The following is a 17880-nucleotide window of genomic DNA, read 5'->3' on the forward strand; positions in this document are numbered from 1 at the left end:
TGCTCACTTCGCCTCCTCGATCACGCGCCATCCCAGTTGCCGGACCAGATGCCGGCGGTACGCCGCGCTGATATGCGCGTCGTCCTGCGCGCCCAGTTTCCAGCTCAAATCGTTCAATGCGCCGCGCAGGTCCTCGTCACGCAGACGCGGCCATTGCTCGACCACCGGCCTGTCCGCGACGCCGCCCACCGCCAGGCGGATCGAGTCGCTCGTCACGACGGCCGCGCATGCGACCATCGCGAAGTCGCCGTGGCGCGCGGAGAATTCCGTGAAGCCGTAGCGCTCGCCCGGCCGCTTGAGCGGAAAGCGCACGGCTTCGACCAGTTCATCCGGCTCGCGCGCGGTCATCAACATGCCTTGAAAAAACTCGCCGGCCGGCAGCACGCGGTGTTTCTTTCTTGAGCGCAGCATCACGTCGCCGCCTAGCGCGGCCAGCACCAGCGGCAGTTCCGCGCTCGGGTCGGCATGCGCCACCGAGCCGCACACCGTGCCGCGATTGCGGATCTGGAAGTGCGAGATATGCGGGAACGCCATCGCCAGCAACGGCACTTCGTCGCGCAGCGTTTCGCGCCACTCGACGTTGCCTTGCGTCGCCGCCGCGCCGACTGTCAGCAAGCCGGCCTTGTGATCGACACGCACCGAGCCCAACTCGTCGGTGCGCGAGATATCGATCAGCACGCGCGGCTGCGCGAGCCGCATGTTCAGCACCGCCATCAGCGACTGGCCGCCGGCCAGCACGCGGGCGTCCTCGCCGCTTTGCGCGAGCGCGTCGAGCGCATGCTGCGTCGTCATGGCGCGCAGATAATCGAACGGCGCGGGTTTCATGCCTGTCTCCTGAAACGGGCCAAGAGGCGCGAGAGCCACGAGCCGCCGGTGTGAACCGGTTTGCCCGCTGCCTGACGGCCAAGCGATTCGAACAGTTGCCGCAACACGACCTTGGCCGCGCCTTCGAGCATGCGTCCGCCTACTGCCGCGACCTTGCCCGACACCTGGGCTTCGTAGTCGTAGGAAAGACGCGTGCCGGTTTCAATCGGCGTCAGTTCGACGAGGCCGCTGCCGCGTGCGCTGCCGAGCGACGACATGCCCGCGCCCGCCAACCGCAGCCGATGCGGCGCGTCGATTTCGGACAAGCCGATCTTCGCTTCGAAGCGCGCCTTGATCATGCCGACGCCGACCGTCACGTCCGCGCGATACTGATTCGTGGCTTCGGCTTCGAGCGCGTGACAGCCGGGTATCACTTTGGCGAGCGCGTTCGGATCGAGCAGCACGGCAAAAATCGCTTCCGGCGACGCCGGCAGGTCGACGCTGCCTTGCGCGGTGAGCGCCTTGCCGCTACCCGGCGTCGCCGGTTTGGCGGCGGGCGCTTCACGAAACTCAGGACGCGACGGCTCCGGATCGTCGATGCCGATCAGCGCCATCACCTTCGAAGGCGTCAGCGGCAGACGGATATCGTCGACGCCGAGCGCATCCGCCACTGCATTCGCGATGCACGGCGGCGTACTCATGTTGTTGCCTTCGCCGAGTCCCTTCGCGCCGAGCGGCGTAAACGGCGACGGTGTTTCCAGATGCACGATCACCGGATCGGGCACTTCGCAGGTGGTCGGCATCAGATAGTCGGCGAGCGTGCCCGACTGGAAGCTGCCGTCCGAGCCGTAACGAAACTCCTCCATCAACGCCGCGCCGAGCCCTTGCGCAAACGCGCCGCGAATCTGACCGTCGGCGAGCGCCGGGTTCAGCAGCGTGCCGGCGTCGTGCGCGGTGACGTAGCGGTCGATCCGCACGCGGCCGGTGGCGCGATCCAGTTCGACGCCGCACATGTCGAAAGCAAAACCGTAGGCCGCCGATGTGTTGACACGATCGTTCTCATCCGGCGCGGCCATGTTCGGCGGATTCCAGAACACGGTCTCGCGCAGGCCGGGCTCTTCGCCTTCGGGCAACAGCGCGGGCGCCCAATGCGGCGCATTGGCGGCGACCCGGCCGAACGGCTGCGCGCGATCCTCGGCGCCCTTTGCAAAAATGCGGCCTTCTTCGAAACAGATATCCTCGGGCGCGCAGCCCATCTGCTTCGACACGATGCGCGCGATCTTGTCGCGCACCCGCACCGCCGCGAGATGCACCGTGCCCGCCACCGCGCCGGCAAAGCGGCTGGAATAATTGCCCGCCGCCACCGACCACGCGTCCTTGTGCGTATCGAATTCGACATTGACGACAACGTCGTGCGGCGACACGCCGAGCACGTCCGCGACCACCTGTGCGCACACCGTCATATGCCCCTGGCCCGCGGGCGTCGATGCAATCGTCACCACCACGCCGCCGAGCAAATCGACGCTCACAGTCGCGCTGGCGATCGCGCCGCTCTTCGGCCCGGCTTTCTTGCGCGCCTCGGCGGGCATCACGGTCGTGATGTAGCCCATGTTCGACACCGACGGTTCGACGATCGCCGCAAAGCCGATCCCATACAGCCGCCCTTCCTTGCGTGCCGCATCGCGGCGCGCGCGCAGCTCGTCATAACCGCCTTCGGCCAGCGCGCGCCGCAGCGCTTCCTGATAGTTGCCCGAGTCGAGCAGCGCACCCGCCGCGGCGCGATACGGGAACGCATCGGCGGCGACGAAATTGCGGCGGTACACGTCGAGCACATCGAGCTTCAGTTCGAGCGCGATGCGCTGCATCAGCCGTTCGAGCGCGAAGTACACCTGCGGTCCGCCGAAGCCGCGCACCAGACCCGTCGGCGTCTTGTTGGTCAGCACGACGCGGTTGCGCACCAGCAGATTGTCGATCGCATACGCGCCGGTCAGGCAGCCGTGCATGCGATAGAACGTGGCGGGTTCCGGCGCGCGCAGATAGCCGCCGCAATCTTCGAGTTGATCGTAGGAGAGCGCCGTGATGCGGCCGTCGCTTTCCACGGCGGCTTCGAGCGTCGAGAGGCGCGCGGTCGCGGAGGTGGCCGCACTCAGATGCTCGAACCTGTCCTCGACCCATTTCACCGGAGCGCCCGCCTTGCGCGAGGCGAGACACATCAGCACGACGTACGGAAACACCGCCTGCTTCACGCCGAAGCTGCCGCCCGAATCGCGCGGCGCCTTGTGGCGCAGACGGTTGGCGGGCACGTTGAGCGCCATCGCCATCACCGCGTGCAGCGAGAACGGGCCCATGAAATTCGACGTGACGTCGTAGCCTTCGTCGCCTGCCAGATATTCGGCGATCACCACGCCGCATTCGATCGGCGCGCAGGTATTGCGAGGATAATGCGCGACCAGTTTCACGCGATGCGGCGCCTTCTCGAACGCGGCTTCCGGCTCGCCGTAGCGGAAGTGCCGGTCGCTGATCACGTTGCTGCCCACTTTCTCGTGCAAGACCGGCGACTCATCGCTCGCCGCCTGCTCGATCGACGTAACCGGATCGAGCGTCGCGTACTCGACCTTGAGCAGATCGAGACCGTCTTCCGCAATCGCACGCGATTGCGCCAGCACCACCGCCACCGGTTCGCCGACATAGCGCACGCGGTCCATCGCGAGCGCCCACTGTTCCATCGGCGATTTCACGCCAACTACGAAAGGCCGCGACCAGGCGCGCAGGTCGTCGCGTGTCAGGATCGCGTGAACGCCGGGCAGTTTCGACGCGGCATCGGTGTCGATCGACACCAGTTCCGCATGCGCGTGCGGCGAGCGCAGGATCGCGGCGTGCAGCGTGCCCGGACGGATACCGATGTCGTCGCCGTAACGGCCGTGGCCGGTGAGAATCGCGGGATCTTCCAGACGCTCCATCGGACGGCCGAGATGCCGTTGTGGGCGTTTGTCCAGTTCCGGATCGCGTTCATGCGTCGCGGTGTCGCCCGCGTGGATCAAGTCGCGCTGATTCATTCGTCCACTCCCGAGCGGCGCTCCGTGAATTCGTCAGCGAGCCCGCTCCAGCGCTGCGCGATCTCGCGATGCTCGATCGCGAACAGATCGAGAATGCGCCCCACCGTGTGATCGACCACGTCCTCGATCGTCTTGGGATGCGCGTAGAAAGCAGGCACCGGCGGCATTACGATCCCGCCCATCTCCGTCACGGAAGTCATGTTGCGCAGATGTGCGAGGTTGAGCGGCGTTTCGCGCGCGACCAGCACGAGCCGGCGACGCTCCTTGAGCATCACATCGGCGGCACGGGTGAGCAGGTTGTCGGCGAAACCGTTGGCTACGCCCGCGAGCGTTTTCATCGAGCACGGCGCGATCACCATGCCCGCCGTGATGAACGAACCGCTCGCCACCGCTGCGCCGATGTCGCGCACGTTGTAGACAACGTCGGCGAGACTGTCGAGGTCGCCGCGCGTCATGCCGAGTTCCTGCGCCGCCGTGACCGCGCCGGAGGCCGACACGATCAGATGCGTCTCTTGCGTGCCGAGGCGGCGCAAGGCCGCAAGCAGACGCACGCCGATCACAGCGCCGCTCGCGCCGGAAATACCGACGACGATGCGCTGAGGCTTGTGTGCGTGCTCAGCCATGCGCGCCACCCAGATAGGTATCGAACGCGGTGTTGTCGGCGGCGACGAGTTCGTCGAGATTCACCATGTCCTGGCCCGGAATGCGCACCCGCGTGAACACGTGCGACGGATACACCACAGGCCGCGTGGCGTCGAGTCCCATCTTCGCGCTCACGCCTTGCAGATGCGGCGGCGCGTCTTCCGGCTGACCGACGGTGGTGGACGGATCGAGCGGCGAGCCTTGCGCGCCTTCGATCACGACCAGATCGCGATCGGCCTGGAAACGCGTGGCGATGGCCCATTCGATTTCGGCCGGATCGTGCACATCGACGTCGGTGTCGACCACGACCACCTGCTTGATATCGTAGTGCGCGCCGAACGCGCACAGAATCACGTTCTTCGCTTCGCCTTCGCGCTTCTTCTCGAACTGCACCCACAAGTGATAGCGGCACACGCCGCCTACGGAAAGATGCACGTCCTTGACGTTAGGATGACTACGTTGCAGATGCGCGAGCAGAGTCGCCTCACGTGGAATCGCGCCAAGCAGCAGGTGCTCCATTTCCGCCGGCACGATCGTATGAAAAATCGGCTTCTCGCGATGCGTCACCGCGGTGACTTCGATCACTTCACGCGCTTCTTGCGCGCTGTAGTACTTGGGGAATTCGCCGAACGGGCCTTCCAGTTCGCGCACGTTGGGCAGAATGCGCCCTTCGATCACGATCTCGGCGAAGGCTGGTACATTCACGCCGTTGCTCACGCACTTGACCACCGGCAGCGGCGCACCATGCAGCGCGCCGGCGATTTCCAGTTCGTCTGAATCGATCGGGGAAATGGCTTGCGAGGCGAGCATCGTCAGCGGATCGACGCCGATCGCGATGGCGACGTCGAGCGCATCGCCCGCCTCTTCCGCGGCTTTCTGGAAGGCGTACAAGTGGCGCGGCAGCAGCAGGATCGCCATGCGGTCGGGCCCATGCACCTGAATGCGGTTGATCGACACGTTCTGCACGCCGGTACGCGGATTGCGCGCGATCACGAGACCCGCGGTAATGTACGGCCCGTTGTCGTGTTCGCTGTGCGTGGGAATCGGCAGCAGCTTGTGAAGATCGATGCCGCCGGTATGCACGACCTGCTGGCAGGCGGCTTCGGCGCGTGAAATTTCCTTCGAGGGAAGCGGCTGATCGGCTGCATCGCGAAAGCGCGTCAGCAGATCGGCCTCGGCCACACCCATCGCCTCGGCGATCCAGGCGCGACGCGACATGAAACCGCTGACCACCGGCACGTCGTGTCCGCCCGGTTTCGTAAAGAACGCTGCCTGCGTGCCGTCGAGGCGCTTGGCAATCGCGGCAAGTTCGTGTTCGAGCTCCACCGGTTTGTCGATGGTGGCCACCCGGTCCGTGCGCGCCAGATGCGCCAGCCAGTCACGCAGCGTGAGCACACCTGACGGGCGGCCCCACGTCAGCTGGAAATTACCGTGCGATACGGCATCGCGAGTATTCATCTACGTCTCCATCCGTGCCCCGGCTTCATGTCCGAACCGGACAGCCAGTTGATGATGGAAGCGTAACGAGATCGGCTTATAACTTCTAATACTGATTATTGATGCGTCGAATCATTCCCGATGATATGCGTGTTAGCACTAATGACAGCCAATTGTAGGCGGGATATCAATAGACACCGCGCGGCTTGCGGCGCATTCTGCGGGATCGTAGCCAGGGTTCCGGAGCATTCGTGGAGTGCGGTTCCAGTCTTTACCTGATACGGCGCATCACTCTCATTACGTTTGCTGATGTTTTATTCATACCAACATGGACCTCAGGCAAATCCAGTATTTCATCGCGCTCTTCGAGGACGGGTCGGTCACGCGGGCAGCGAAACGCCTGAACATCGTGCAGCCCGCGCTCAGCATGCAGATCGCCAAACTCGAGGACGAACTGCACCAGCAGCTCTTCGAGCGCAACGCGCACGGCATGGCGCCGACCGCCGCCGGCCGGCTCATGTACCGGCTCTTTCTGCCGATCATGCGCGATCTCGCGCACGCCCGTCAGCAACTCGTGCAGCGCGACGAGGTGGTGACCGGCCATGTGTCGATCGGACTGATCGCATCGGTTACGGAAAGCGTGCTGGCCGATGCGCTGTCGCGTTTTAACGCGCGTTATCCCCATGTCGAAGTGACCGTGGCGGACGGCTACAGCGCGACCTTCATCGACTGGGTGGCGGGCGGCCAGCTCGACGCGGCGCTGATCAACAAACCGCGCGCGCGCCTCTCACTCGACGCACAGCCCTTGCTCGACGAGGAAATGGTGCTGGTGACGAGCGCCGAGCACGGCCCCGAGCTGCCGCACGCCATTGAACTCGCGCAACTGCCGGAGCTGGAACTGGTGCTGCCGACCAAGCGCCACGGCTTGCGTGGCGTGCTCGATACGGCTGCACAGCATGAAGACGTGCTGCTTGCGCCGCGCTTCGAGATCGACGTGCTGAGCACGATCGTGAAGCTGGTGGAAACCACTCACTTCGCAACCATCCTGCCGCGTATCGCCGTGCAGCGCGCGGTGCACCTGGGCAGCCTGCGCGCCTATCCGATTCTCGCGCCGCGCATCGTGCGGCATATCGTGTGTGTGAGCCATCCGCGACGCCCGTTGAGCGCCGCGGCGGATGCGCTCGTGTCGATCATCGCCGACGAGTTGCGCAAGGTGTCGAGCGCGTCGGAACTGGACGCGACGCTGGGCGCGCCGTCCGGCGATGGATCGAATGGGCCACGTCCAGCGCTTTCGTCCCGCAACGAACGCAGCGCCTGAACCTGGCAGCGCGCATTGAACACCGTCAGGTTTTAAGGGCCACGGGCGCGCCGGCGTCATGCGCCTTCAGACCGGACACGGACACCCGCAAGCCAGGCTGGCCTTCGTTGTTGCACAGAGACAGATCCATCTGATGCCGCTCGGCGATGCGCGATACGATCGCGAGCCCAAGACCGCTGCCCTCGCCTTGCGCCTCTTCGCCGCGATAGAAACGGTCGAAGACCCGTTCGAGTTCGGCCTCCGGAATGCCCGAGCCGGTATCGGCGACTTCGAAGCCGACGCGCGTACCGTCACGCTTGAGGATCACATCGACACGGCCGCCGCGCGGCGTGTGCCGGATCGCGTTGTTGATCAGATTGCCCAGCAGCACGCTCATGCCATGCGGCTCGGCCAGCACGGTATAAGCATCGCCCTCCGAGCGCGCGCCCTCACACTCCAGGCCGATGTCGATCTCCTTCGTTTCCGCCAGCAGCGAAAAATCGCCCACCGCCTGCTCGCCGATCCGGCGCAGGCTGACCGGCACCATCGACGTGACCGGATGCGCGTCTTCGCGCGCCAGCGTCAGCAGTTGCTGCACCAGATGAATGATGCGGTTGACGCGCCCTTCGACGCGTTCGAGCGTTTGCCCTTCGCCCTTTAACGAACCGTCGCGCGAAGCGGCCTGCAATTGCAGCTTCAATGCGGCAAGCGGCGAGCGCAATTCGTGCGCGGCATCGGCGATGAACGTGCGTTGCGCCTGCGACGCCGTGTGCAACCGCTGCAGCAGATCGTTGAGCGCTTCGACCAGCGGCTTGATCTCGACCGGCACGCTGCCGTCCAGGCGCAACGGTTCCAGCGAATCGATCGTACGGGTGGACAGCGCGCGCGACAGCCCGCCGATCGGCGCGAGCCCGCGCGCCACTACCAGCAGCACCAGCACGATTGTCGCCGGCACCAGCACGCCGAGCGGCCAGAGCGTGTGCAGCGCAAGTCGCATCGCGAGGTCCTCGCGCACGGAAATGGGTTGCGCCACTTGAATATAGCGTTCCCCCTGCTGCACGGCGAATGTACGCCAGTGATACTCGCCGCGCTCCACCGTGTTGTAGCCCGCGGGCTGGCGCTCGAATACCGGCGCCTGCAGCGAGTGATAGATCAGCTTGCCGGCGCCGTCCCAGATCTCGATGACGACCCGGTCGTCGGCCAGACCGCCCAGGTCGGGATCGCGATGTTCGCCGTCGCCCGCGCCGGCTAGATTCGACGGCAATGACAGTGCGATCGTGCGCAGTTCGAAGTCGAACAGTTCGCTCGCTTCCTCGCGCGCCGTGTGGAAGATGGCGTAGCCGGCCACGCCCGAGGCCGCCGCCAGACCGAAGATCAGCCAGCCCAGAAGCCAGCGGCGAATCGACGTCATCAGCACCTCTTCAGACGGTAACCCACGCCGCGCACGGTCACCACCTGGTCCGCGCCGATCTTGCGCCGCAAACTGTGCACGTGCACTTCGATGGTATTGCTGCCCACTTCTTCGCCCCAGCCGTACAGCTTCTCTTCGAGTTCGGCCTTGGTGAACACGCGCGTGGGTTCTTCGATCAGCGCCTGCAGCAGCGCGAATTCTCGCGGCACCAGCGGCAGCGCTTCGCCGGACTTGGTGACCTCGTGCGCGGCCGGGTCGAGCGTGAGCTCGCCGTGCGCGTAGACCGGCTGCTTCTGTCCGGTGCGGCGTCTGAGCAGCGCACGCACGCGCGCGGCCAGTTCGTCGAGGTCGAACGGCTTGATCAGATAGTCGTCGGCGCCGGCGTCGAGGCCGCGAATGCGTTCGTCGACGGCGTCGCGAGCCGTCAGGATGATGACCGGCGCGGCGCCGCCGTTCTTGCGATAGGCGTTGAGGACGTTGATGCCGTCCTTCTTCGGCAAGCCAAGATCGAGCAGCACGAGGTCGTACACGCCGTTGCCCAGCGACAGCTCCGCCGCGCGGCCGTCTTCGGCCCAGTCGATCGCGTAGCCGGAGCGGCGCATCGCGCCCAATACCGTTTCCGCGATCATGTCGTCGTCTTCGACCAGTAGCAGACGCATCGTCTCTCCTCTCCCTTGTTGGCTCCGGCATTGTCCCGCCCGGTAGCTTAACGCTTCCTTATGGCTTGCTTAGGTTTTGCTGAAGGGACGCTGATGGGACGCTGATGGGACGCTTAAATTGGCGTTAAGCATGTCTTAAGCAGTCACTCAGCAGAATCGGCTCCTGTTTTTCGGCATCCCTTTCCGGATGCCTCACTCTTCATTCAGGAGCCGGATTTTGCCCGTTATCAAAGCCGCGCGAGCGGTTATATCAGCGGTCGCGTCCATGTTTGCTTCGGCCGCGAGGCCAGCGATCAAACCCGCGCCGCGACCTTACGCACAGCTGCGCGCTCTCGTGCCGCTTTGCGCGCTTCTGATAAACGGCTGCACGTGGTATCACCGCGAGCCGCTCGCGCCAGAGGACACGTCCACCTCCGCCCGTTCGCTCGAACGTATCCGCATCGATTCGTCTAGCATGCCGCTGCCGGAACTGGCCGCGCATCGCTTCGACCCATCCGACGGGCTCGATATCGACGAGGTCGCGATGCTCGCGGTCGCCAACAATCCCGACCTCAAGCTGGCTCGCGACGACCTTGGCATCGCCCGCGCTCAGGCGTATTCGGCCGGTCTGCTGCCGGACCCGCAACTGAGCATAGCGAGCGATTACCCCGGCCAGATCGGCACCACGCGCGCGTTCAGCTACGGCTTGAGCATGGACGTGACGGCGATCGTGTTGCGCAGCGCCAATAAACAATCCGCCGACGCCACCGTAGCCAAGACCGATCTCGGCCTGCTGTGGCAGGAATGGCAGATCGTCGCGCAAGCGCGGCAGCTGTTCATCAAGACGAGCTTCCAGCAGGACACGCTGCCGCTTCTGCAGCGCCAGCGCGACCTCGCGCGCACGCGCTACGATCGCATGGCCGAAGCGCGCCGCGACGGCAATCTCACCGACGATACGCTCACCGCCGCGCTCACCGCCTACAGCGACGCCCGCAAGCAATACACCGATGCCGAACGCGCAGCCGAGCAAACGCACCACGATCTGAACGCGCTGCTCGGCGTCTCACCCGAGGTGCAATTGCAACTCGCCGGAGGCGAAAACATCGCACCGCTCTCCGACACGACCCTCGATGCCGCGCTCGCCGGACTGCCTCGACGCCGCCCCGATCTGATCGCGCTGCAAGCAGGCTACGAGGCGCAGGAGCAAAAATATCGCGCCGCGATTCTGAGCCAGTTCCCGAGTCTGTCGGTGGGCTTCGTGCGCGCTCGCGACACGTCGAACATTTATACGAGCGGCTTCCAGATCAACCTCAGCCTGCCGATCTTCAACCGCAACCAGGGCAACGTTGCGATCGAGCAGGCGAGCCGCCAGCGTTTGCGCGACGAATATCAAACGCGCCTGAACAGTGCCTACGCCGACGTCGCGCATCTGCGCGCGGACAACGCAACCCTCACGCGGCAATTGCAGCAGACCGAAGCCGCGTTACCCGAGGCAGACGTTGCCGCCCAGCACGCGGCCGCGGCCTACGCGGAACACACCCTGGCGCTCGGCGCTTACACCGACGCGCAAAGCGCCGCGCTCACCAAACAGATCGACGCCGCGACCTTGCGCGAGTCGCTCGCCGAACAACGCGTCGGGTTGCAGGCACTGCTCGGCAGCGCGATTCCCGACGCCTACTCCACCGCTCTCACCTTCACCGACACTCATGCGAAATAGCCTGATTTCAGCGCGGCGGCCGCGCCTTGCCGCTGGTGCGATTGCTATCGCCTGCGCCGCGCTGCTGTGCGCCGGCGCTCATACGGCCAACGCCGCAACGCCCGCCGCCGACGCCGCCGAGCAACCCGTGGTCGCCGTGCAAACCGTGCGCGTGCAGCGCGCCGAGATCGCGCAGCCGGTGCGGGCGTATGGCATCGTCGCCGCGTCCGCATCGAACCTCACCACCGTCAACCTGCCGTACACCGCGCGCATCGTGCAGATGCGTGTGCAGTCCGGGCAAACGGTGACGCGCGGCACGCCGCTCTTCGTCGTGCAGGCGGACCCTGCCGCCGTGCTCGCGGCCACCCAGGCAAAAAGCGCCGTGACGCTAGCACAAGGTGAACTGGCGCGCACGCAATCGCTGTACGACAAAGGGCTCGCCACCCAATCGCAACTCGCCAGCGCCCGCAAGGCCGCCGACGACGCGCAGCAGGCGCTCGCCGCTCAAAACCAGACGGGCGTGGCGAACGGCAACAAGATCGTCACCGCGCCTAACGACGGCGTCGTGCTGCAAGTTTCGGCCGCTCAAGGCGATCAGGTCCAACCCGGCACGGCGATCCTGCAACTCGCCGGCGGCAGCGGCAAGGACGCGCGCGCCAACGTGATGCTCGGCGTCGAGCCCGCCGATGCCGCCGCGATCCACGCCGGCGACATCGTCACGTTGCACGGTCTGTCGACGTCGCTCGCAAAGACTTCGGCGAACGGCCACGTGGCACTGGTGGGCGCCTCGGTCGATCAGCAGAGCCAGCTCGTCGACGTCGGCGCGAACGTGCCGCTTGGTCAGACGGCCTTCATTCCCGGCACGCGCGTGAGCGCCGACATCGCGACCCGCAACGGCACGCACTGGATCGTGCCGCGCGCCGCCGTGCTGAAAGACGGCAAAGGTGCCTACGTGTTCCAGATCACGCCGCAGAACAAGGCGCGCCGCGTAGCGGTGACCATGCAGGTCGAGAACGGCGAGCGCTACGGCGTGGATGGCGCGCTCGACGCGGCGCAAGGCCTCGTGGTCAGCGGCAACTATGAGTTGAAGGACGGCATGGCGGTGCGCACCAGCGGAGGCGCGCCTCGATGAATTTCGGTCAATGGATGCAGAAGCATCGCCGCTCGCTGCTGTTCGTGATCGCACTGCTGGCGATAGCGGGCGCACTGACCGCGTTCCGCCTGCCGATCTCGCTGTTCCCCAATGTCGCGTTTCCGCGCGCGGTCGTTTCGCTCGACGCGGGCGACCGCCCCGCCGAACAGATGGCCACGCTCGTCACGATGCCGGTCGAAGAAGCGCTGCGGCGCGTGCCGAACGTGCGCGACGTCGAATCGACGACGAGCCGCGGCGCGGCGGAAATCTCGCTCAACTTCGACTGGGGCACCGACATGGCGCAAGCCACCTTGCAGGCGCAGTCGGCCATCAGCGAGATTCTCGCGACGCTGCCGCAAGGCACCTCGATGCAGGTGCGGCGTATGGACCCGACCGTGTTTCCGGTGCTGGCGTACAGCCTCACTTCACAGCAGCAATCGCTCTCCGCGCTGCACGATCTCGCGCAGTTCCAGATGCGGCCGTTGCTGTCTTCGGTGGAAGGCGTGGCGCGGGTCGACGTGACGGGCGGCGCGCAGGACGAGTTCGAAGTCGCGATCGATCCCGCGCGGCTCGCCGCGTACAAACTCTCGCTCGCCGATGTCTCGAAAGCGATCGGCGCGAGCAATGTGTTGATGGCGAACGGCCGCATCGAGGATCACTACAAGCTTTACCTCGTGATCGCCAACACCACCATTACGCGGCTCGACGAACTGCGCAACGTCGTGGTGTCGGCCGGCGGCGCGACACAGATCCGCCTCGGCGACATCGCGACCGTACGCGAGGGCGTGGTGCCGCAACGGATGCGCGTCACCGCCGACGGCCAGGACGCCGTGCTCATCAACGTGTATCAGCAGCCGGGCGCGAACAGCGTGGCGATCGCCAAGGCGATCCGCGCGAAGCTCGCGGACTTCCAGCACCAGATGCCGGCCGGCGTGCATCTTTCGAACTGGTACGACCAGAGCGAACTGGTGATCGCCTCGGCCACCAGCGTACGCGACGCGATCATGATCGGCGTGGTGCTGGCGGCGTTGACGCTGTTCGCCTTTCTGCGCAACTGGAAGATCACCGCCATCGCCGTCGCGCTGGTGCCGGTGGTGATGGCCGCGACGATTCTTCTGCTCGACGTGTTCGGCATGGGCTTTAACATCATGACGCTCGGCGGCATGGCCGCCGCCGTCGGTCTCGTGATCGACGACGCGATCGTGATGATCGAACACATCGTGCGGCGCATGCGCGATGGCGGCGCACGCGCTTTTCATGGCCGCGTGATGGCGGCGGCGCTCGAATTCACGCGGCCGCTGGCGGGGTCGTCGGCGGCGACGCTGATCATTTTCGTACCGTTGGCGTTTCTATCCGGTGTGACGGGCGCGTTTTTCAAGGCGCTCTCCGTCACCATGGCGAGCGCGCTGTTCATTTCGTTTCTCGTCACGTGGCTCGCGGTGCCGATTTTGTGCGACCGCTGGCTGAAGCCGAAAGACGCCGAGGAACATCAGGAAACCCGCTTCGCCGCGTGGATGAACCGGCGCTACGCGTTTCTGGTCGAACGCGTCACCGCGCGGCCGGTGCTCGTGCTGCTGGGCCTGCTGCCGCTGATCGTGGTGGCCGCGTTCGCGTTCACGCGCGTGGGCAGCGGTTTCATGCCGAGCATGGACGAAGGCGGTTTCGTGCTCGATTACCACACCGAACCGGGCACGTCGGTAACCGAGACCGATCGGCTAATGAAGCAGATCGAAGGCATCGTCCGCGCGAATCCGAATGTCGCGACCTATTCGCGCCGTACCGGCGCCGGTCTCGGCGGCGATCTGAACGAGCCCAACAAGGGTGACTTCTTCGTGCGGCTGAAGTCGGGCAAGCGCGAGCCGATCGACGCCGTGATGGAAGAAATCCGCTCGAAGGTCGAGACGCAGGTGCCCGGCGTGAGTATCGAACTCGCGCAGTTGATGGAGGATCTGATCGGCGACCTGACGGCGGTGCCGCAACCGGTCCAGATCAAGATCTATTCCGACGACCCGAACACGCTCGAGACGACCGCGCGCAAGGTGGCGGCGCAAATCGGCAAGATTCAGGGCGTGGTGGATATGAACGACGGCATCAATCCGGCCGGTGACGCCCTCGAGTTGCACATCCGACCGGAAGCGGCGGCGGCCGAGGGCATGGACCCGCAATCGATCGCGCAGGCCGTGTCCGACATGGTGGAAGGCAATGTGGCCACGCAATTCCAGAGCGGCCCGAAAACGGTCGGCGTGCGCGTACGCGTAGCCGGCGCGATGAAGCTCACGGATACGCAACTGGGACAGTTGCAGATTCGCGCGCCCGACGGCCATCTGTTCGCGCTCGATCGCGTCGCCGATCAGGTGACGGTGACCGGCCAGCCGGAGATCAGCCGCGACAATCTCAAACGGATGGTGGCGGTGACCGCGCGCATCGACGGCCGCGATCTGGGCTCGACGATCGCCGACGTGCAGAAGACGCTCAGCGATAAAACCCTCTTGCCGAGCGGCGTGTACTACGAACTGGGCGGCCTGTATCAGCAGCAGCAGATCGCATTCAAGGGACTGCTGAACGTGTTCGGCGCGGCGATTGCGCTCGTGTTCGGCTTGCTGCTGTTTCTCTACGAGCGCTTTCGCGTCGCGCTAGCCGTCATGGCGATGCCGTTGCTCGCGGCAGGCGCGGTGTTCGTCGGCTTATGGATCACCGGCATCGAGCTGAACATTTCCGCGATGATGGGGATGACGATGATCATCGGCATCGTGACCGAGGTGGCGATTTTTCATGTGTCGGAGTTGCAGGGGCTCGTGCGCGACGACGAGATGCCGTTCGAGGAAGCGCTCCTGAGCGCCGGGCGCAATCGTCTGCGCCCCATCGCGATGACGACGATTGCCGCGATCCTGGCGCTGTTGCCGCTGGCTTTTGCACTGGGGCAAGGTTCGGCGATGCAGCAGCCGCTCGCGATTGCGATTATTTCCGGCCTGATTGTGCAGTTGCCGCTGGTGTTGCTGTTGCTACCGGTGCTGTTGAAGTTGTTGATGAAGAAGGAAGCGATTTAGGTCGAGATTCACGGCCTGGGTGGCCTGTCCGGTCCGTGCGCCCGCGGCTCCCCGCGGGTGCGCCCCGGGACTCGGTTCTCGGTTCTCGGTTCTCGGTTCTCGGTTCTCGGTTCTCGGTTCACGGTTCACGGTTCACGGTTCACGGTTCACGGTTCACGCAGCGAAAGATCTACGCCTTCAGCACATCTCCAAACCCGCCAACCCGCAGCCCCGCCGCACGAATCGCCATCGCAACCTTCGGCGACAACAACGCGTGCAATTCATCTTCGTGCCGGTACGTCTTCATCCCGTCGCTCAACGCCCGCTCTCCCGCCACCGCGGGATGGCAGTAAATCTCGCCCACTCCATGCGGCAGATCGGCGAGCGCCGCCAACCACGCCGCCTCGTCCATCCGGCCGCTGTGCGCGATGCCCACCACGTAATCGTTATGGGCAATGCCGGCGCGATCCAGGCGCGCCTTGACCTGCGCGATCCACGGCCGCAACCAGAGCGGCGCGTTTGCTTCGAACGGCAGGCGCATCGCCTTCATCCCATACTCGCGGCCGATCTCCAGAATCAGTCCCAGCACGGTCGGATGCAAATGAAAATGCTTGTGCGTGTTGACATGATCGAGCGTCAGGCCGGTCTGCGCGAAGGCATCGAATTGCGCGCGAATTTCCCGCGCAAGCTGCTTGCGCACATGCGGCAAAAAGAAGAACCGCACGCCGTCGCGCACCATGTTGTCGCCGAAACGGCCATGCTCGTTGAGCAAGGCCGCAATGCCCGCGCGCGGCGTGACCGCGTCGCCGTCCGCCAGCACCAGATGCAGGCCGACACGCAAGCTCGGCAACGTGCGGGCGCGCGCCACCGCGTCGCGCGCGGCCGGTGCGCCGATCATCAGGCTCGCGGCAGTCAGCACGCCGTCGCGATGCGCTCGCTCCACGGCCAGATTGACTCGCGCGTGCAGACCGAAATCGTCGGCAGTGACGATCAATGCGCGTGGCTTAGCCTCCATCCGACGCCTCCATCACATCCATCACGTTCAACGCGCCATCGCGCGCGGCCGTCGACGTCGAAGCCCGCGAAACCCGCGAAACCTGGACGGGCACGCGCGCGCCGCGCCACGTCACGTGCGAGCCGAACACGGCGGCGCACCACTGCAACGCCAGCAACGTATCACGCAACGGCACCAGCGGCAGATCACGCCAGAAGGTGCGCTCACGACGCGCCGAGCGCAGATGCATCAACAGACGCGCGGTGAGACCCGCGGCTGCTCCGGTCGCGCTCGTGAACGCGGCCCACGCATGCACCGCATCTGACGATGTGGCCGCGAGACTGGCGCCGAGCCACGCGCCGGCCACGAGCCAAGGCGTGGGAAAGGTAATGAAGAGGAACGCGAAACCCGGCGCATTCACCGAGCGGATTGTACGCAGCCAGCGGGTCTCGCGCTGCCACAAAGCGCCAAACGTCGGCTCGATCACGTCGGTGGCCACCATCACGCGCGAGAGCACGGTTTGCAGGCCGAGGGCGCGCACGTGTTCGGCCAGCCAGTAATCATCCGCGAGACAGTTTTTCAGCGCCTCGAAACCGCCGATGCGTTCGAGCGTCGCGCGCCGCAACGCAAGCGTCGCACCGAAGCCGAAGCGGCGCGAGCCGGCCGCGTGCGCGACCCGCACCGACGGCGCGAACCATTCGTTGATGAAGAGCGCGCCCACACGCGGCCAGAAGCCGCCGATGCCGCGCGCCACGTAGAGACACGTAACCACGCCCACGCGCGGATCCGCGAGCGGCGCGGCCACGCTGTCGAGATAATCGGCTTCGACGGCGATGTCGCTGTCCGCAATCACGATCACGTCATGGCGGGCCCGCGCCGCCATGTTGATCAGATTGCTGACCTTGAGATTGCTGCCGTGCACACGCGTGTCGATCGCGAGTTCGATATCGTGCAAGGGATAGGCGGCTTGCAGACGGCGCACCACGGCAATCGCGGCATCGTCCGGTGACGACACGCCGAGCACGAGTTGAAAATGCTCATGACGCTGGTCGCAAAAGGTCCGCAGATTGTCGTACAGACGTGGCTCCGCTCCGCACAACGGCTTGAGTACGCTGACGCCGACCCGCGCGAAACGATGCGGTTGCGGTTGCGGTTGCCGCTGCGAAACGTGCGAAGTGGAATAAGAAGCGCCACTCGCCGCGCCGCGGCGCGAGCCAAAAAACGGCATCGCGACCGCCGCCAGCAGCGCGTACAGCGACGCGCTCGAGCAGACGGCCAGCAGGACCCATTGACATGCCGTCACTGCGTGCGCCGCCATCGCCCGGTTCCGTCAGTGCCCGGCCAGCACGAACGCCCTGCCGGTCAGGCGCAGATGAAGAATCACGAGCCAGCGCCACGGACAATCCACGGCGATCGCGACCGGTCGCGATCGCCGGTTCGCTCCCGTGGCAAAGTGGCCCTGCAGCGCGAGTTCGAAGGCGGCATGCGCGAACTGGCGCGTCACGATCACACCGCTGAGAATCACGGCAATGGCAAGCAGCCGGAACGGCATGGAACTGAAGGCGCTCTGCGAAACCGGCAGAACCAGCGGCGCGAGGCACGCGAGCACCTCGGCGCCCATGGCGGTGAGCGACGCCACCATCAGGTGGGCGCGCAGCATGTCGACGGTGGCTGGCTTCATGACTGGGTCTCGTGACCTGTTGAGGGGCGATAGTAGCGATCCAAGCTGAAGGAAACCTTAAGGAAT

At 65.4% G+C, this 17880-nt stretch carries 13 protein-coding genes; 4 read left to right on the plus strand and 9 right to left on the minus strand.

Annotation, left to right across the window (positions count from 1 at the left end):
• Nucleotides 1-3: 3 nt before the first annotated feature.
• The 4 genes from BPHYT_RS10830 to BPHYT_RS10845 are packed head-to-tail and all read right to left on the minus strand — an operon-like array spanning nucleotide 4 to nucleotide 5960.
• A complete protein-coding gene (locus tag BPHYT_RS10830; protein WP_012433183.1) occupies nucleotides 4-825 on the minus strand; it encodes an FAD binding domain-containing protein in 822 nt (273 codons plus the stop codon).
• On the minus strand, nucleotides 822-3860 hold the full coding sequence (locus tag BPHYT_RS10835; protein ID WP_012433184.1) for a xanthine dehydrogenase family protein molybdopterin-binding subunit: 3039 nt from the start codon (nucleotides 3858-3860) through the stop codon (nucleotides 822-824). Before BPHYT_RS10835 ends, BPHYT_RS10830 begins: the two co-directional genes overlap by 4 nt.
• Entirely contained in the window at nucleotides 3857-4483 is a 627-nt protein-coding gene (locus BPHYT_RS10840; RefSeq protein WP_012433185.1) for a UbiX family flavin prenyltransferase, read from the minus strand. Before BPHYT_RS10840 ends, BPHYT_RS10835 begins: the two co-directional genes overlap by 4 nt.
• Nucleotides 4476-5960: a UbiD family decarboxylase gene (locus tag BPHYT_RS10845; protein ID WP_012433186.1), complete on the minus strand. Its 1485-nt coding sequence runs from the start codon at nucleotides 5958-5960 to the stop codon at nucleotides 4476-4478. Before BPHYT_RS10845 ends, BPHYT_RS10840 begins: the two co-directional genes overlap by 8 nt.
• A 307-nt stretch (nucleotides 5961-6267) precedes the next feature.
• Between BPHYT_RS10845 and BPHYT_RS10850 the strand changes: the two genes are divergently transcribed.
• Nucleotides 6268-7257: a LysR family transcriptional regulator gene (locus BPHYT_RS10850; protein ID WP_012433187.1), complete on the plus strand. Its 990-nt coding sequence runs from the start codon at nucleotides 6268-6270 to the stop codon at nucleotides 7255-7257.
• Between the two features lie 25 nt (nucleotides 7258-7282).
• On the opposite strand, the gene BPHYT_RS10855 is transcribed toward BPHYT_RS10850, so the two are convergent.
• Both BPHYT_RS10855 and BPHYT_RS10860 read right to left on the minus strand, forming a co-directional pair.
• On the minus strand, nucleotides 7283-8647 hold the full coding sequence (locus tag BPHYT_RS10855) for an ATP-binding protein (protein WP_012433188.1): 1365 nt from the start codon (nucleotides 8645-8647) through the stop codon (nucleotides 7283-7285).
• On the minus strand, nucleotides 8647-9306 hold the full coding sequence (locus BPHYT_RS10860) for a response regulator (protein ID WP_012433189.1): 660 nt from the start codon (nucleotides 9304-9306) through the stop codon (nucleotides 8647-8649). Before BPHYT_RS10860 ends, BPHYT_RS10855 begins: the two co-directional genes overlap by 1 nt.
• A gap of 265 nt (nucleotides 9307-9571) precedes the next feature.
• Between BPHYT_RS10860 and BPHYT_RS10865 the strand changes: the two genes are divergently transcribed.
• Genes BPHYT_RS10865 through BPHYT_RS10875 form a run of 3 tightly spaced genes read left to right on the plus strand, consistent with a single transcriptional unit; the run spans nucleotide 9572 to nucleotide 15160 of the window.
• A complete protein-coding gene (locus BPHYT_RS10865) occupies nucleotides 9572-11002 on the plus strand; it encodes a TolC family protein (RefSeq protein WP_049869014.1) in 1431 nt (476 codons plus the stop codon).
• Entirely contained in the window at nucleotides 10992-12113 is a 1122-nt protein-coding gene (locus BPHYT_RS10870) for an efflux RND transporter periplasmic adaptor subunit (protein ID WP_012433191.1), read from the plus strand. The genes BPHYT_RS10865 and BPHYT_RS10870 overlap by 11 nt, the downstream gene beginning before the upstream one ends.
• Nucleotides 12110-15160 (plus strand): efflux RND transporter permease subunit, encoded by a 3051-nt coding sequence (locus tag BPHYT_RS10875; protein ID WP_012433192.1) that lies wholly within the window; start codon nucleotides 12110-12112, stop codon nucleotides 15158-15160. The genes BPHYT_RS10870 and BPHYT_RS10875 overlap by 4 nt, the downstream gene beginning before the upstream one ends.
• 169 nt (nucleotides 15161-15329) lie before the next feature.
• On the opposite strand, the gene hpnK is transcribed toward BPHYT_RS10875, so the two are convergent.
• Genes hpnK through BPHYT_RS10890 form a run of 3 tightly spaced genes read right to left on the minus strand, consistent with a single transcriptional unit; the run spans nucleotide 15330 to nucleotide 17814 of the window.
• Entirely contained in the window at nucleotides 15330-16154 is an 825-nt protein-coding gene (gene hpnK / locus BPHYT_RS10880; protein ID WP_012433193.1) for a hopanoid biosynthesis-associated protein HpnK, read from the minus strand.
• Nucleotides 16144-17451 (minus strand): bacteriohopanetetrol glucosamine biosynthesis glycosyltransferase HpnI, encoded by a 1308-nt coding sequence (gene hpnI / locus BPHYT_RS10885; RefSeq protein ID WP_012433194.1) that lies wholly within the window; start codon nucleotides 17449-17451, stop codon nucleotides 16144-16146. Before hpnI ends, hpnK begins: the two co-directional genes overlap by 11 nt.
• Before the next feature lie 12 nt (nucleotides 17452-17463).
• On the minus strand, nucleotides 17464-17814 hold the full coding sequence (locus tag BPHYT_RS10890) for a hypothetical protein (RefSeq protein ID WP_012433195.1): 351 nt from the start codon (nucleotides 17812-17814) through the stop codon (nucleotides 17464-17466).
• Nucleotides 17815-17880 lie beyond the last annotated feature (66 nt).

Origin of the sequence: Paraburkholderia phytofirmans PsJN, from assembly GCF_000020125.1 — a bacterium.
GTDB classification, from domain to species: domain Bacteria; phylum Pseudomonadota; class Gammaproteobacteria; order Burkholderiales; family Burkholderiaceae; genus Paraburkholderia; species Paraburkholderia phytofirmans.

Bases quoted from the DNA above. Each gene is read 5' to 3' on its own strand.
- BPHYT_RS10830 (WP_012433183.1), bottom strand. From the start codon at position 825: ATGAAACCCGCGCCGTTCGATTATCTGCGCGCCATGACGACGCAGCAT.
- BPHYT_RS10835 (WP_012433184.1), bottom strand. From the start codon at position 3,860: ATGAATCAGCGCGACTTGATCCACGCGGGCGACACCGCGACGCATGAA.
- BPHYT_RS10840 (WP_012433185.1), bottom strand. From the start codon at position 4,483: ATGGCTGAGCACGCACACAAGCCTCAGCGCATCGTCGTCGGTATTTCC.
- BPHYT_RS10845 (WP_012433186.1), bottom strand. From the start codon at position 5,960: ATGAATACTCGCGATGCCGTATCGCACGGTAATTTCCAGCTGACGTGG.
- BPHYT_RS10850 (WP_012433187.1), top strand. From the start codon at position 6,268: ATGGACCTCAGGCAAATCCAGTATTTCATCGCGCTCTTCGAGGACGGG.
- BPHYT_RS10855 (WP_012433188.1), bottom strand. From the start codon at position 8,647: ATGACGTCGATTCGCCGCTGGCTTCTGGGCTGGCTGATCTTCGGTCTG.
- BPHYT_RS10860 (WP_012433189.1), bottom strand. From the start codon at position 9,306: ATGCGTCTGCTACTGGTCGAAGACGACGACATGATCGCGGAAACGGTA.
- BPHYT_RS10865 (WP_049869014.1), top strand. From the start codon at position 9,572: ATGTTTGCTTCGGCCGCGAGGCCAGCGATCAAACCCGCGCCGCGACCT.
- BPHYT_RS10870 (WP_012433191.1), top strand. From the start codon at position 10,992: ATGCGAAATAGCCTGATTTCAGCGCGGCGGCCGCGCCTTGCCGCTGGT.
- BPHYT_RS10875 (WP_012433192.1), top strand. From the start codon at position 12,110: ATGAATTTCGGTCAATGGATGCAGAAGCATCGCCGCTCGCTGCTGTTC.
- hpnK (WP_012433193.1), bottom strand. From the start codon at position 16,154: ATGGAGGCTAAGCCACGCGCATTGATCGTCACTGCCGACGATTTCGGT.
- hpnI (WP_012433194.1), bottom strand. From the start codon at position 17,451: ATGGCGGCGCACGCAGTGACGGCATGTCAATGGGTCCTGCTGGCCGTC.
- BPHYT_RS10890 (WP_012433195.1), bottom strand. From the start codon at position 17,814: ATGAAGCCAGCCACCGTCGACATGCTGCGCGCCCACCTGATGGTGGCG.